We start from the raw sequence: 14,637 nt of genomic DNA, 5'->3' as shown, positions 1-14,637 counted from the left end.
ACGTGAAACAAGGCCGCGGTCAGGCGGTCTTGACCTCGACGAAGTCAGCGAGGTCGCGCAGGATGGCGGCCTTCGGCTTGGCGCCGACGATGGTCTTGGCGACCTCGCCGCCCTGGTAGACGTTCAGCGTCGGGATGGACATGACGCCGTACTTGGCAGCGGTGGCCGGGTTCTCGTCGATGTTGAGCTTGACGATCTCGATCTGGTCGCCGTACTCAGCGGCGATGGCCTCGAGGGACGGCGCGATCTGGCGGCACGGTCCGCACCAGGCGGCCCAGAAGTCGACCAGTACGGGCTTGTCGCTCCTGAGGACCTCGGCGTCGAAGTCGGCGTCGGTCACGTTCTTGAGGGTGCCGGCCACAGCGGCCTCCTTGTTCTTCCTGCGGGGTGGGGTGTGGGGCTGGTGCGGGGGGTGGGACCGGTCAGACCGCTGCGTGCGCCTTCTCGGCGTCCGCGAGGGCGGCGAGGAAGCGCTCGGCGTCGAGGGCGGCGGAGCAACCGGTGCCCGCGGCGGTGATGGCCTGACGGTACGTGTGGTCCACGACGTCGCCGGCGCCGAACACGCCGGTGACGCTGGTGCGGGTGGAGGGGGCGTCGACCTTGAGGTAGCCCTCGTCGTCGAGGTCCAGCTGGTCCTTGAAGAGCTCGGTGCGCGGGTCGTGGCCGACGGCGATGAAGAGGCCGGTCACGGGCAGCTCGGAGGTCTCACCGGTCTTGGTGTTGCGCAGGGTGAGGCCGGAGAGCTTCTGGTCGCCGTGGATCTCGGAGACCTCGCTGTCCCAGGCGAACTTGATCTTCGGGTCGGCGAACGCGCGGTCCTGCATGGCCTTGGAGGCGCGCAGGCTGTCACGGCGGTGGACGATCGTGACGGACTTGGCGAACCGCGAGAGGAAGGTGGCTTCCTCGATCGCGGTGTCACCGCCGCCGACGACGGCGATGTCGTGGTCCTTGAAGAAGAAGCCGTCGCAGGTGGCGCACCAGGAGACACCGCGGCCGGAGAGGGCGTCCTCGTTGGGCAGTCCCAGCTTGCGGTGCTGCGAACCGGTGGTGACGATGACGGCCTTCGCGCGGTGCACGGTGCCGGCGGTGTCGGTCACGGTCTTGATCTCACCGGTGAGGTCCACGGACACGATGTCGTCCGGAACCAGCTCGGCACCGAAGCGCTCTGCCTGGCCGCGCATGTTGTCCATGAGGTCCGGGCCCATGATGCCGTCCTGGAACCCGGGGAAGTTCTCCACCTCGGTGGTGTTCATCAGGGCGCCACCCGCGGTGACGGCACCTTCGAAAACCAGGGGCTTGAGCGAAGCGCGTGCGGTGTACAGGGCGGCGGTGTAACCGGCCGGCCCGGAGCCGATGATGATCACGTTTCGAACGTCGCTCACGGGTTTCTTCCTCGTCTCTGCGGACTGCGTGCTGCCTACCGGGGGCCGGTGCGGACTCTCACCCCACCCAACGGATCCTACGGCGCCTGCATTCCCCACCTGTCGCAGCGGACCTGAACGTGTCAGCTATCGGGGATAGGTGTTCTTCAGGAGGACCTCTCCCGGGGTGTCCGAGCCGGTGCTCTCGCACGTGGTGTCGACGAGGTAGGCGTCCACGAGTGAGGCGTCGTCCGGGTGCGGCAGGACGAGGAGGTAGACGGCGGCGCCCTGGTAGCTGCCGCGTTCGGCGGCGAGCGGGGCGTCGGAGCGGCTGGTGGCGTCCTGGACGCAGGAGGGAACCGCGGACACCGCCCGCTTGCCGCCGGGAGCGACACTGGGGGCGCCGGTGGTCTCGTCCATCCCGTACGTGTTGTTCTGCTGGCCGGGGTCGGTCTTGGCCGCCGCTCCGGAGGCGATGAGCCGCTGCACGCTGTTCTGTAGCCCCTGTGCGGTGTAGGTACCACCGGCGGCAGAGCTGGCGGGCGGGTGGGCTGCGGAGTCCGAAGCCGCGCTGTGGGGGCGAGGGGTGCCGGCGAAGTCGACGAAGAGAAAGACGCCGAGGGCGCATGCGGCGGCCCCGGCCAGGCCGCCGAGGACGGCCATCCGACGGCGGGCGCGGCGTCGCCCGGGACCGGTTGGTCCGTTGGGGTGACCCGCGGGCGATGTTTCACGTGAAACATCGCGGGCCGTTGTACGGAGGCGGGCGGCCGGCTCGGCCTGGGCCTGCGGCTGCGTCGCGTCGAGCAGGGCCTCGGCGGCGAGGGCGGCGTCGATCCGTCCGGCGATGTCGCCGGGCATACGGGCGGGCCCGGGCAGGGTGCCCAGGAGACCGCGGATCTCCTCCAGGGAGGAGCGGACGTCGGCGCACAGGGCGCAGCCGTCGAGATGGCGGCGGATCTCCGCGGTCCGGGACGGAGAGAGCAGCCCTTCGGTCAGGTCGGAGATCTCCGAGACGTCCGGGTGCCGGATCGTGCCGGTCGTGCCGGGCGTGCCAGTCGCAGGGCTCACGGTCGTCCACCTCCGCCCTTCACAGCGTCTGGGTCTGTTTGCCGGGGTTCTGCTGCCGCTGGTGGGACGGGCGTGCCCGGCGTCCGGTTCCTTCCCCGCTCGGCGGTGGTGTTATCCCCGGCATTCGTGCGCAGATGAGTGAGGAGCGGCAGGAGTTTCGCCCGGCCGCGCGCACACCTGCTCTTCACCGTGCCGGTGGGCACGTCGAGGATGTCGGCGGCCTCCGCGACGGGGTATCCCTGCATGTCGACGAGGACCAGCGCGGCCCGCTGCTCGTCCGGGAGCGTCCTGAGGGCGGCCAGGAGCTGGCGGTGGAGGTCCTGGCGCTCAGCGGGTGCCTCTGCGGACTCATGGGGCTCCAGGAGGCGCTCCAGGCGCTCGGTGTCGTCCAGGGGAGCGGTCCTGCGCGAGGCGGCCTTACGGGCGCGGTCGAGGCAGGCGTTGACGGTGATCCGGTGCAGCCAGGTGGTGACGGCGGATTCCCCGCGGAAGGTGTGCGCGGCCCGGTAGGCGGAGACCAGGGCGTCCTGCACCGCGTCCGCGGCCTCCTCCCGGTCCCCGAGCGTCCGCAGCGCCACGGCCCACAACCGATCCCGATGCCGCCGCACCAGCTCCCCGAAGGCATCAGGATCCCCGGCCGCGTGCAGCGCCAGAAGCTCTTGGTCGCTGCGCCCTTCCGTGCTTCCATCTCGCATCACACCCTGCTTCCTCCCCGCATGGAGACTAGGTGCGTCGGCCGGGCGCGTAAACAATCACGCGGCCCGGCCTGTGGCCGGGCCGCGCAGCCGAGACGGGTGTGGTCACGACGCGGAGCCGAGCATCTTGATCTCGTTGATTCCGCCGCGGTAGCCCCCACCGGATGCCGGCAGCTCGGTGACGTGGATCAGCACGTATCGAGTGCGGACCGGTTTCTCGAGCGTGGTCTGGAGCTTCTTGTCCGTGCGTTCCAGCTTGGTGATCTGTTGGCCGAAGGCCCCGACGGTTCCCGGGTTCGTGGCATCCGGGGCTGCGGCGAGTACCTCCACCGTCTGTCCCGCCACGTACATGTCGACCTCAAGCCCGGACACGTTCTTGACTTCGCCCAGGTCGACGATGATCCCGCTGCCGTTGTTCTCCTGCTCCAGGCGGCCGAAGTTGGCGTAGTTGTAGTACTCGGGGGTGATCCAGGCGGTTTCGTGATCACCATCGATGGTCTTCGGGGCCAGCGCCGGCTTCACCGAACCCCCTATGACGGAGACGCCCTGGATCTTCAGGGGTTCCCCAGGCCCGGTCTCCTTCGGGTCGTCTTCGGTGGTGCCGGGCTTGGTGTTGTTGCTCGTGCCGCTGTTGCCCTTCTGGGTGCCGCGTTCCAGGAGGGTGTCGGCCAGCTGCCAGCTGCCCAGGCCGAGGGCGGCGATGAGCAGGGCGGCGACGCCCCACTTCAGGGCGCGGCCGGTACGGCTCTGCAGGGGCGGCGGCGGGGGCGCGACGGGCAGGCTCTGGGCGGAGATCACGCCGACGGGCGTGGTGCGGCCGTAGCTGCCCTGCTGGTAGGTGGTGTGCTGGTACTCCGGCGGGGCCGTGAAGGCGGGCTCCGGCGGCCGGATGCGGGGCATCGCGGCCACGGCCTTGGAGAGCTCTTCCGGGGTGGTGCAGGCCGGCTCCTGACGGGAGGCGGTGGCCCCGTCGTTGGCCAGCGCGCGCATGGCGAGCTCGCCCAGGCCCCGGTGGACGCCGGCGCGGACCTGGTCGGGGGCGATCAGGCCGACCCCCTTGGGCAGCCCGGCCAGGCCGTACGCGTCGCTCTCGTACGGCCAGCGCTGGGTGAGGGCGGCGTACAGCAGGGCACCGATGGCCTCGGTGTCGGCGCGCTGCGGCGTCTCACTGGTGATGCCGCGCAGCGCCGCGTTCACGGCGAGGCCGCGGATGCGCCACTGGCCCGTGGAGGTGCGCAGTATGGCGCTCGGCGTCAGCCGCAGGTGGGCGAGGCCCTCGCGGTGTGCGGCGGCCATCGCCTGGGAGACCTGGCTGACGAGCTGGTAGGCCTCGTGGGGCTCCAGCGGGCCCGCGGCGAGCAGGGCGGTGAGTTCGGTGGCGTCGGGCAGCCATTCATGGACGACGTAGACGAGGTCGTTCTCCTCCACGGCATCGAGCACCTGCACGAAGCGTGGGTCGCCGAGGAGGGCGGACGAACGGGCGGCGGCCAGGACCGAGCGCGCCCGCGCGTGGTCGGCGGGCATGAGGTGCACGCCCACGGCCCGGCGCAGCTTCTCGTCCATCGCGCGCCAACTGCTGAATCCGTCCACACGGGTGACGCACTCTTCCAGCCGGTACCGTCTGGCGAGCTTGTGACCGCTGTGGAGTTCGGGTGCGGCCGTAGAGGCCGTGTTCGTGCGTTCGCCGTCCTTGTCGGGCATGGGTCCGTCCGCGGCTCGTCCGTTCTGGGTGTCCACCCCGTCGGACGTGGCCTTCGCCGCCTGAGCGGCAGACGGCTCGTCACCGTCGTTGTCGGCCACGTCGACGGCAGCCGTGCTACGTTCCGCCACCGTCGTTCCTGCCTCCCCATCCGTTGCGCGCTGTAGGCCAGTCTGCGAAGCCATGCCAATTGTGCCCACAGTCCGACGCTATGCACGACACACGAAAGGGGGCGACGGTTGTGCGCATCAGCGCCCCAAACGTCCGCGGACCATTCCGACCATCGCGTTGAGCTCTTCGATCCGCATCCGCTTGGCGGCGATGAGGAAGACGGCGGCCAGGGCGATTCCGCCGGTGAGCAGGGCCGTGGCGGAACCGAGAACTCCGCTGCCGAGCCACTGGGTGACCCCGTAGGCGGCCGCGCCGGCCACGACGGCCGCCGGGACGCAGGCACCGGTGAGGCGGGCGTAGGTCCGCATCACGTGGGCTCCGTCGAGGTCGCCGCCGAGCCGGGTGCGCAGGCGGCGCCAGGCCACGCCCACACCCACGGCGTAGCCGAGACCGTAGGAGGCGGCCATGCCGACGACTGCCCAGCGGGCGGGCAGCACGAAGAAGGAGACCGCCGAGCCCGCCGCGTTGACGGCGGCGACGATGACGGTGTTGTAGAAGGGCGTCCGGGTGTCCTCGTAGGCGTAGAAGCCGCGCAGGACGACGTACTGGACGGAGTACGGGATCAGTCCGAGGCCGAAGGCCATCAGGACGTAGCCGATGTTCTGGGCGCCGGCGCCGGAGCCCGCGTAGAGCAGGGTCGCCATCGGGACGCCGAGCGCGAGGAACGCGAAGGCACAGGGCACGATCGCGACGGCCGACGTGCGCAGTCCGTAGGAGATGTCGTCGCGGACCGCGGCGGCGTCCCCGTCGTGCGCGGAGCGGGAGATGCGGGGCAGGACGGCCGTCATGACGGAGACGGTGATGATCGCCTGCGGCATCTGCCACAGCAGCAGTGCGTAGTTGTAGGCGGTGATACCGGTGCCGGGGTGGCCCTGCTTCTCGGCGACCGAACCGGCCCAGGTGGCGAGCTGGGTGACGATGACGAGGCCGACCTGGTTGGCGAGGACGAAGAAGAACGTCCACTTGGCCAGGCGAGCGGCCTTGCCGAGGCCGTGGCCCTTCCAGTCGAAGCGCAGGCGCGGCTTGAAGCCGGCGTCGCGCAGGTACGGGAGCATCGCGAGGGCCTGGACGGTCAGGCCGAGCAGGGTGCCCAGACCCAGCAGGCGGACGCCTTCCGGGGTGACCGTGGTGGCGTTGACGCCGGAGGTGGTGAAGCCGCCGAAGGCCCAGATGAAGGCGCCGAAGGTGGCGATGACCACGATGTTGTTGAGGACAGGGGTCCACATCATCGCGCCGAACCGGCCGCGGGCGTTCAGGATCTGACCGAGCACCACGTGGACGCCCATGAAGAACATGGTGGGCAGGCAGTAGCGCGCGAAGGCGACGGCCACGTCCATCTGCTGCGGGTCGGAGGCGATCTTCGGCGACATCATCGTGATGAACACCGGTGCGGCCAGGACGCAGATGGTGGTGATGCCGGCCAGCAGGACCACGACGAGGGTCAGCAGCCGGTTGGCGTACGCCTCTCCCCCGTCGTCGTCGTTCTTCATCGCGCGGACCAGCTGCGGGATGAAGACCGCGTTGAGGGCGCCGCCGCCGACCAGCACGTAGATCATCGTGGGCAGCGTGTTGGCGATCTGGTACGTGTCGTTGAAGGTGCCGACGCCGATCGCCCCGGCGATGACCAGGGTTCTCAGGAAGCCGGTGATGCGGGAGACGATCGTGCCCGCGGCCATGAGCGCGCTGGACTTCAGCAGGCTCGCGGCGCGGCCGGCCGGCTTGCTCGGCGCCGGTGCCGCGACGGGGGCGTCCTCGGTGGGGGTACGGGGCGCCGCCTCCTGGTCCCGGTAGAGGTGGGCGAAGGCATCCGGTTCGGGCTGCTCCTCCGAGGCCCGTGTGACGAGGGAGTCCACGCCCACGAACTCGGTGGTGGCGGCACGGTCGCCGTACGGCAGGTGCCGGGAGGGGCCGTCCGGCTCCGGCGGCGGGGTCTGGGCCCAGACGCGCGGGTCGGGCGAGTACATGGGGGCGGTCGGGGCCGCGTAGAGCGGACCGGGCTCCTGGAAGGTGCCGGGGGGCGGCGGCGGGTGCGCGGCCCGGTCGTAGAGGACCTCGCCGACGGGGTCCTGGGCGGAGAGGTCCTGGGACCGGTACGGGTCGTAGTCGTAGGCACCCTGGACGTACGGGTCGCGGTCCGGCGCGGGCGCAGGCGCGGGAACCTGCCCGGGCACCGGGGTGCCCGGGGCAGTGCCCTGGGAGGGCGCAGGCCCGCCAGTGCCCTGCGCGCGGTCACCGTCGTACGGCGCGTTCATCGAAACCCCACCTCATCGTCCCCAGGCCGACCGGCCACGGCATCGCTCAACGGTCCACTGTCTCACTCGTGCCGGACCCCTCGGTGCTTTGCGGTTCGGTGTCCGGGGACTCGTCACTCGGCTGCTCGCTCTCCTCGGCGGCGGCGCGGGCTGCGACACGCTTGCGACTGGCGTACATCTTGATGCCTGCCAGAACCAGGAGGAGCACACCGCCGGCGATCACGAGCATCACGGTGGGGGTGATCTCGGTGGCCTCCACGGTGAACCGGCGTTCCTTGCCGTAGGGGATGCCGTCCTTGGTGAAGAGCTGCGCGGTGACCTCGACGGGTCCGCTCGCGGTGGCGTTGGCCGGGAACTTCACCGTCTGGGTGTGGTCGCCCTGCACGGTGACCTGCTGCTCCGCCTGGCCGCTGTCGCCGAACATCAGGCGGGACGGGTTGGCGGACTTCACCCGCAGGACCAGGTCGTGCACGTCCTGCACGAGGCTGTTCTGGACGCTGACCGGGATGGTGGCGCTGTGTCCGGACAGGGTGGCGTCGGACTTGGGGATGACCTTGACCTTCTCGGTGAGACCCATCAGGTATTCCTGCACCTGGTCCCGGTAGAGGCGGGCCTCGTCGGGACGTCCTCGCCAGGAGGTCGACATCTCCCGGTTGATCGTGTTGCCGAAGGGGATCTCCACGCGGTCGGGTGCGGCGAGGATCACCTTGAAATGGTCGAGAGTGTTCTGGGTGGTGCGGATCTTCTCGAAGGCCGACACCGGCAGCTCCTGCTTGCGCAGGTCCTCCGGGTACTGGCCGGCGCCCGGCACCTGGGTGGCGGCGCCGGGGTCGGGCTTGGCGGCGGCGGCCGCTTCGAGGTCCGCGGGCTGCGTCCAGCGGCCCCCCTGGAGGCCCCGTACGGCGGCGGCCATCGTCTGCGCCTGGCTGACGGTCGGCATCCGCTGCGGGGCCACGACGAAGCTGCGCTGTTCGTCGGTCTTCTGCAGGTTCAGGGCGAGGCTGTGGGCGAGGAACCGCTGCACGGCGAGCGTGGAGCTGCCGGCGTTCAGCATGTCGCCCTCGAACGCGGTGGACAGCTCGGCGTCCGCCACGACGGCGGTGGTGCCGGCCCCGATGGGGCGGGCGGCCGACGGCGTGTAGCCGAGGGCGCCGCTCTCCACGAGGCTGTCGCTGCGGGTCAGGACGTTGTGGGCGCCGGCCGAGGTGGCCACGTTGACGATGGCCGGGTCGATGGCGCCGTTCACGGGCCAGGAGAAGTCGGTGGACGCGGGGACGTGCAGGACGGTCTGGACGGCTGCCTTGGCCTTGTCGGTGGCCGGGCGGAGCTGCCCCAGGGTGCCCGAGACGTCCTTGCCGTGGTGTGCCAGGGAGGCGAGGTCGGGGTCGGCAAAGGGCAGGGCGACGACCTTCTTGCCCTGGACGGCCGCCTCCAGTGAGTTCAGCCACTGTTCGGCGACGGCCTTGTTCTTCCCCTGGACGGACTTCCCGTTGGGGGTGCGGACCCGGTAGCCCTTGGTCATCGCGTCGACCGTGTAGAGCAGGTCGGGATCGATGACCCAGGTGACCGGCAGGTCCTTGCCGAGCGTGACCATCTGTTCCAGGCGGCCGCCGGGCTTGATCTCCTCGGAGAGGGAGTCGTCGAGAAAGACCGGCGTCTGGAGTTCGTCCGATCCGGTCTCGGCCGTGACGCGGGTGGTGGAGATCAATGGCCATACGTAGGTGAGCTGCGAGCGCTTGGCGGCGGCCTCGGGCTGCCAGGGCAGGAAGGTCCGCTTGATGCCCAGCACCTGCTCGGACGGCCGGCTGTCGGTCACCCCGGACAGGGAGACCCCGAGCTGGTAGACGCCGTCCTTGTCGAGCTCGAGCTTGTTCACCGGGACGGTGAGGGTGAAGTTGTGGGTGACCTTCGACGGCAGGGAGGCGATCTTCACGGCGTAGGCCGAGTCGATCTCGCCGGGGTCGGTGCCGGCCCGGAAGCCGTTACGGTCCGCCGTCTCGTCGATGGACGACCGGTCCGTGAGCGCGGGTCCGACCCGCAGCCCCACGTGGGCGTCAGTGATCGTCTCGGAGCCGGTGTTGACCACGGTGCCCTGGATGGTGAGGGTGTCGCCCTTCACCGGGGCGGTCGGGGCCATGGAGACAAGCTGGACGTCGACGGAGGAGGCCTGCGCGGCCTCGGCCTGTGGGGCGGGGGCGTAGACGAGAGCGGCCAGCACGGGGGTCCCGGCGAGCAGGACGATCGCGCGCCGCAGCCATCGGCGCCGGACAGGGGCGGGGGAGGCCCCTTGGATGTCTGCCGCCTCGGCCACGCGCTAGCCCGTCCCTAGAAGTGTCAGTGGTCGTCTTTTGTGCGTCCACGAATGGTAACGAGGTGCGCTGTGTGCGAGTGCCGCCCCTTGCTCCACATGATCGGCCGGCCGCGCGGCGGCCGGGTGCCGGGGGCGCCGATAAACGGGGCGGTCCCGGGTGGGTTGGGCACGTACCCTTTTCTGTTGTGCCGAACGCCAACGAAGACAACCCCAGTGCCCTGAGTCAGGTGCAGCGCCGCGCGGTCAGTGAACTGCTGCGGGTCGCTCCTGTCGCCGACGAGCTCGGCCGCCGGTTCCAGGAGGCGGGCTTCCGCCTCGCTCTGGTCGGCGGGTCCGTCCGCGATGCGCTGCTCGGGCGTCTCGGCAACGATCTCGACTTCACGACCGACGCCCGCCCCGAGGATGTTCTGAAGATCGTCCGGCCGTGGGCCGACTCGGTCTGGGACGTCGGCATCGCCTTCGGCACCGTCGGGGCCCAGAAGAACGCGCGCGTCGGGGACGTCGTGCGGAACTTCCAGATCGAGGTGACGACGTACCGCTCGGAGGCCTACGACCGCACGTCGCGCAAGCCGGAGGTGTCCTACGGCGACTCGATCGACGAGGACCTCGTGCGCCGTGACTTCACGGTCAACGCGATGGCCCTGGCCCTGCCCGAGCAGGAGTTCATCGACCCGCACGGTGGCCTGGACGACCTGGCCGCGGGCGTGCTGCGGACCCCGGGAACCCCTGAGGACTCCTTCTCCGACGATCCCCTGCGGATGCTGCGGGCGGCGCGCTTCTCGGCGCAGCTGGACTTCGAGGTCGCCCCGGAGGTCGTGGCCGCGATGAAGGCGATGTCCGAACGGATCGAGATCGTCTCGGCCGAGCGGGTCCAGGGCGAGCTGAACAAACTGATCCTCTCCGCCAACCCGCGCCGGGGTCTGGGACTGCTGGTGGACACCGGGCTGGCCGACCGGGTGCTGCCCGAACTGCCGGCTCTGCGGCTGGAGAGTGACGAGCACCACCGGCACAAGGACGTCTACGACCACTCGCTGATCGTGCTGGAGCAGGCGATCGCGCTGGAGGAGGACGGCCCGGACCTCGTGCTGCGGCTCGCTGCCCTGCTGCACGACATCGGTAAGCCCCGCACCCGGCGCTTCGAGAGCGACGGCAGGGTCTCCTTCCACCACCACGAGGTGGTGGGCGCGAAGATGACCAAGAAGCGGCTGACCGCGCTGAAGTACTCCAACGACATGGTCAAGGATGTGTCCCGGCTGGTCGAGCTGCACCTGCGCTTCCACGGCTACGGAGACGGTGAGTGGACGGACTCCGCGGTGCGGCGCTACGTCCGCGACGCCGGCCCGCTGCTGGACCGCCTGCACAAGCTGACCCGGTCCGACTGCACCACGCGCAACAAGCGCAAGGCCAACGCGCTCTCCCGCACCTACGACGGGCTGGAGGAGCGGATCGCACAGCTTCAGGAGCAGGAGGAGCTGGACGCGATCCGGCCCGACCTCGACGGCAACGAGATCATGCGCGTCCTGGACGTGGGCCCCGGGCCGGTGATCGGGAAGGCCTACGCCTTCTTGCTGGAGATGCGGCTGGAGAACGGCCCGATGGAGCATGACGCCGCCGTCGCCGCCCTCAAGGAGTGGTGGGCGGCCCAAGGCTGACCCGTGGGCGCCGTGCCGATGTTTCACGTGAAACATCGGCACGGCGCCCACGGGCATCGGCGATGTTTCACGTGAAACATCGGCTGCGTCGGCCGAGGAGTACCGCGGTCAGGGCGTAGAGGACGGACACACAGGCGAGCAGGACCACGGACCGCCCGTCCGGGGGGAGCATGAGAGCGGCCACCGCCGCCGCCCCGACGAAGGCGACGTTGAACAGCACGTCGTAGACGGAGAACACCCGGCCGCGGTAGTCGTCGTCCACCCGGGACTGCAGTTCGGTGTCGGTGGAGATCTTGGCGCCCTGGGTGGCGAGACCCAGGACGAACGCGGCGACCAGCATCGGCCCTGGGGCGAAGAACAGGCCGAGGGCCGGCACCAGGACAGCGGAGCCCGCGGCGCAGGCGGTGATCCAGCCGAGGGTGCCCAGCCGCCCCACCAGCCACGGGGTCACGACGGCGGCCGCGAAGAATCCCGCTCCGGAGGTGCCGACCGCGATGCCCAGGAGGGCGAGCCCCTCGGCCTCGTTGTCCGACCAGGCGTAGCGGCAGAGCATCAGCAGCATGACGAACAGGGCCCCGTAGCAGAACCTCATCATGGTCATCGCGGTGAGTGCCCAGGCCGCCCGGCGCCGGGAGGCGAGGTGGCGGAGGCCTTCGGTCATGCCCCGCACGGTGAGGGCGATGCCTTGGGCCACCGACGGGTGGGCCTGCCCCGCGGAGTGGTCGGGACCGAGCAGCCCGATGGCCAGCCGCAGGGAGACGAGGGCCGCACACAGATAGAGACAGGCCCCGAGCAGGACGACGAGGGCGTTGGAGCCGGACGCCAGCAGCCGGACGAGGAAGGCCAGTCCTCCGCCGGCCACGGCCGCGAGGGTCCCCGCGGTGGGGGAGAGCGCGTTCGCGGTGACCAGCTGATCGGCTCCGACGACGTGAGGCAGCGAGGCGGCCAGCCCGGCCAGCACGAAGCGGTTCACGGCGGTCACGGACAGCGCCGAGGCGTAGAACAGCCAGTCGGGAACGTGGGCGACGATCAGCACCGCGGTGATGCAGGCGAGGAAGGCCCGCAGCAGATTGCCGTAGAGGAAGACCTGACGACGGCGCCAGCGGTCGAGGAGCACACCGGCGAAGGGGCCGATCACCGAGTAGGGGAGCAGCAGGACCGCCATGGCCGAGGCGATGGCCGCCGGCGAGGTCTGCTTCTCGGGGGAGAAGACGACATAGGTGGCGAGCGCGACCTGGTACACGCCGTCCGCCGCCTGGGAGAGCAGCCGTACGGCGAGCAGGTTGCGGAAGTCCCTCAGGCGCAGGAGTACGCGCAGATCACGTACGACAGGCATGAGGGAAAGGGTCACATACGCGGAGGGTCCCCGGGCACATTGCCCGGGGACCCTCCGCGGAAGAACAGCCGAAGTCCAGGTGTCGACAGGACTCGCGGGGCTTCGACTAGCGCTCGACCTCGCCCTTGATGAACTTCTCGACGTTGGCCAGGGCCTCGTCGTCGAAGTACTGGACCGGCGGGGACTTCATGAAGTAGCTGGACGCCGACAGGATCGGGCCGCCGATGCCGCGGTCCTTGGCGATCTTCGCGGCGCGCAGGGCGTCGATGATGACACCGGCGGAGTTCGGGGAGTCCCACACCTCGAGCTTGTACTCCAGGTTCAGCGGGACGTCACCGAAGGCGCGGCCCTCGAGGCGGACGTAGGCCCACTTGCGGTCGTCGAGCCACGCGACGTAGTCGGACGGGCCGATGTGGACGTTCTTCTCGCCCAGCTCGCGGTCGGGGATCTGCGAGGTGACGGCCTGGGTCTTGGAGATCTTCTTCGACTCGAGGCGGTCGCGCTCGAGCATGTTCTTGAAGTCCATGTTGCCGCCGACGTTGAGCTGCATGGTGCGCTCGAGACGGACACCGCGGTCCTCGAACAGCTTTGCCATCACGCGGTGCGTGATGGTGGCGCCGACCTGGGACTTGATGTCGTCGCCGACGATCGGGACACCGGCCTCGGTGAACTTGTCGGCCCACTCCTTGGTGCCGGCGATGAAGACCGGGAGGGCGTTGACGAAGGCGACCTTGGCGTCGATGGCGCACTGCGCGTAGAACTTCGCCGCGTCCTCGGAACCGACCGGCAGGTAGCAGATCAGGACGTCGACCTCACGGTCCTTGAGGACCTGGACGACGTCGACCGGGGCCTCGGCGGACTCCTCGATCGTCTGGCGGTAGTACTTGCCCAGACCGTCGTAGGTGTGGCCGCGCTGAACGGTCACACCGGCGTTCGGGACGTCGCAGATCTTGATGGTGTTGTTCTCGCTGGCGCCGATGGCGTCCGAAAGGTCGAGGCCGACCTTCTTCGCGTCGACGTCGAACGCGGCGACGAACTCGATGTCACGCACGTGGTAGTCGCCGAACTGGACGTGCATCAGCCCGGGGACCTTGGACGCCGGGTCGGCGTCCTTGTAGTACTCGACGCCCTGCACCAGCGAGGCGGCGCAGTTGCCCACGCCGACGATGGCTACGCGAACCGAACCCATTCCGGTTGCTCCCTGTTTGTTCTCGGACGAGGTCTGCACAATGCAGTCCTCATTTTTCGGTTTCGTCGGACGGACCTGATCGTCGCCGATCCCGTCCCGCCCGCTCACTCTCGATGAGCTCGTTCAGCCAGCGCACTTCGCGCTCCACGGACTCCATGCCGTGCCGCTGCAGCTCAAGCGTGTAGTCGTCGAGGCGCTCCCGCGTTCGGGCGAGGGAGGCGCGCATCTTCTCCAGGCGCTCCTCCAGCCGGCTGCGGCGGCCCTCCAGCACCCGCATGCGCACGTCTCGTTCGGTCTGGCCGAAGAAGGCGAAGCGGGCGGCGAAGGACTCGTCCTCCCAGGTCTCGGGGCCCGTGTGGGAGAGGAGCTCCTCGAAGCGCTCCTTACCCGCGGCCGTCAACCGGTAGACGATCTTGGCGCGGCGCCCTGCGAGTGAAGCGGCGAGAGCGTCTTCCGGGGCGTTGCCCGGTTCTTCGATCAACCAGCCGTTGGCGACGAGTGTCTTGAGGCAGGGGTAGAGCGTCCCGTAGCTGAAGGCCCTGAACACTCCCAGCGAGGTGTTGAGCCGCTTGCGCAGCTCGTAACCGTGCATGGGGGATTCGCGGAGCAGCCCGAGGACGGCGAACTCGAGGATGCCGGAGCGTCTGCTCATCCGCCTGCCTCTCCTCCACCCCTGAGTCTTTATGTCGAGCTGATGTATCGGCTCGATACATCCAGACGATAGAACGGGCCGCCTTCATCGACAAGGGGAGACATGGTGACCGGCATCACATCACCGGTTCGCACCAGGCAGGTTGCCTGATTTGGGGTGAACTTCGGCACTGGTCGGGTTTTGAGCGTGCGTAGTCTGTGCGCCATGACACCGGGGGGAACCGGAATTCATCTGCCGCTTCCAGGCCACTC

General features: G+C 69.7%; 11 protein-coding genes. 1 reads left to right on the top strand and 10 read right to left on the bottom strand.

Annotation, left to right across the window (positions count from 1 at the left end; all coding sequences use genetic code 11):
- Positions 1-19 precede the first annotated feature (19 nt).
- The 7 genes from trxA to AAT21_RS16440 form a co-directional block, all read right to left on the bottom strand.
- A complete protein-coding gene (gene trxA, locus AAT21_RS16470; RefSeq protein ID WP_030839308.1) occupies positions 20-361 on the bottom strand; it encodes a thioredoxin in 342 nt (113 codons plus the stop codon).
- 61 nt (positions 362-422) lie between these two features.
- Positions 423-1,382, bottom strand: a complete 960-nt coding sequence (gene trxB, locus AAT21_RS16465; protein WP_046777645.1) for a thioredoxin-disulfide reductase — start codon at positions 1,380-1,382, stop codon at positions 423-425.
- 126 nt (positions 1,383-1,508) lie between these two features.
- On the bottom strand, positions 1,509-2,429 hold the full coding sequence (locus AAT21_RS16460; RefSeq protein ID WP_046777644.1) for a zf-HC2 domain-containing protein: 921 nt from the start codon (positions 2,427-2,429) through the stop codon (positions 1,509-1,511).
- A complete protein-coding gene (sigM, locus tag AAT21_RS16455; RefSeq protein ID WP_046778392.1) occupies positions 2,426-3,124 on the bottom strand; it encodes an RNA polymerase sigma factor SigM in 699 nt (232 codons plus the stop codon). Before sigM ends, AAT21_RS16460 begins: the two co-directional genes overlap by 4 nt.
- A 105-nt stretch (positions 3,125-3,229) precedes the next feature.
- Complete coding sequence (locus AAT21_RS16450; RefSeq protein ID WP_046777643.1) at positions 3,230-4,954, bottom strand: protein kinase family protein; 1,725 nt, start codon at positions 4,952-4,954, stop codon at positions 3,230-3,232.
- Between the two features lie 117 nt (positions 4,955-5,071).
- On the bottom strand, positions 5,072-7,246 hold the full coding sequence (gene murJ / locus AAT21_RS16445) for a murein biosynthesis integral membrane protein MurJ (protein WP_046777642.1): 2,175 nt from the start codon (positions 7,244-7,246) through the stop codon (positions 5,072-5,074).
- A 46-nt stretch (positions 7,247-7,292) separates the two neighbouring features.
- Positions 7,293-9,557, bottom strand: coding sequence for a DUF6049 family protein (locus AAT21_RS16440; RefSeq protein WP_046777641.1), 2,265 nt, complete (start codon positions 9,555-9,557; stop codon positions 7,293-7,295).
- Between the two features lie 185 nt (positions 9,558-9,742).
- On the opposite strand from AAT21_RS16440, the gene AAT21_RS16435 reads away from it, so the two are divergent.
- Positions 9,743-11,209 (top strand): CCA tRNA nucleotidyltransferase, encoded by a 1,467-nt coding sequence (locus tag AAT21_RS16435; protein ID WP_079025746.1) that lies wholly within the window; start codon positions 9,743-9,745, stop codon positions 11,207-11,209.
- Positions 11,210-11,276: 67 nt separating this feature from the next.
- On the opposite strand, the gene AAT21_RS16430 is transcribed toward AAT21_RS16435, so the two are convergent.
- The 3 genes from AAT21_RS16430 to AAT21_RS16420 all read right to left on the bottom strand — a co-directional run bounded on the left by AAT21_RS16430 (position 11,277) and on the right by AAT21_RS16420 (position 14,386).
- On the bottom strand, positions 11,277-12,545 hold the full coding sequence (locus tag AAT21_RS16430) for an MFS transporter (protein ID WP_046777639.1): 1,269 nt from the start codon (positions 12,543-12,545) through the stop codon (positions 11,277-11,279).
- A gap of 106 nt (positions 12,546-12,651) precedes the next feature.
- Positions 12,652-13,734, bottom strand: coding sequence for an inositol-3-phosphate synthase (locus tag AAT21_RS16425; RefSeq protein ID WP_030956798.1), 1,083 nt, complete (start codon positions 13,732-13,734; stop codon positions 12,652-12,654).
- Between the two features lie 49 nt (positions 13,735-13,783).
- Entirely contained in the window at positions 13,784-14,386 is a 603-nt protein-coding gene (locus AAT21_RS16420) for a PadR family transcriptional regulator (protein ID WP_030839336.1), read from the bottom strand.
- Positions 14,387-14,637 lie beyond the last annotated feature (251 nt).

The organism is Streptomyces yangpuensis (assembly GCF_001005295.1).
Lineage (GTDB): Bacteria > Actinomycetota > Actinomycetes > Streptomycetales > Streptomycetaceae > Streptomyces > Streptomyces yangpuensis.
The sequence above is the reverse complement of the archived record's forward strand: the minus strand, read 5'-3'. Positions and strand labels throughout refer to the sequence as shown.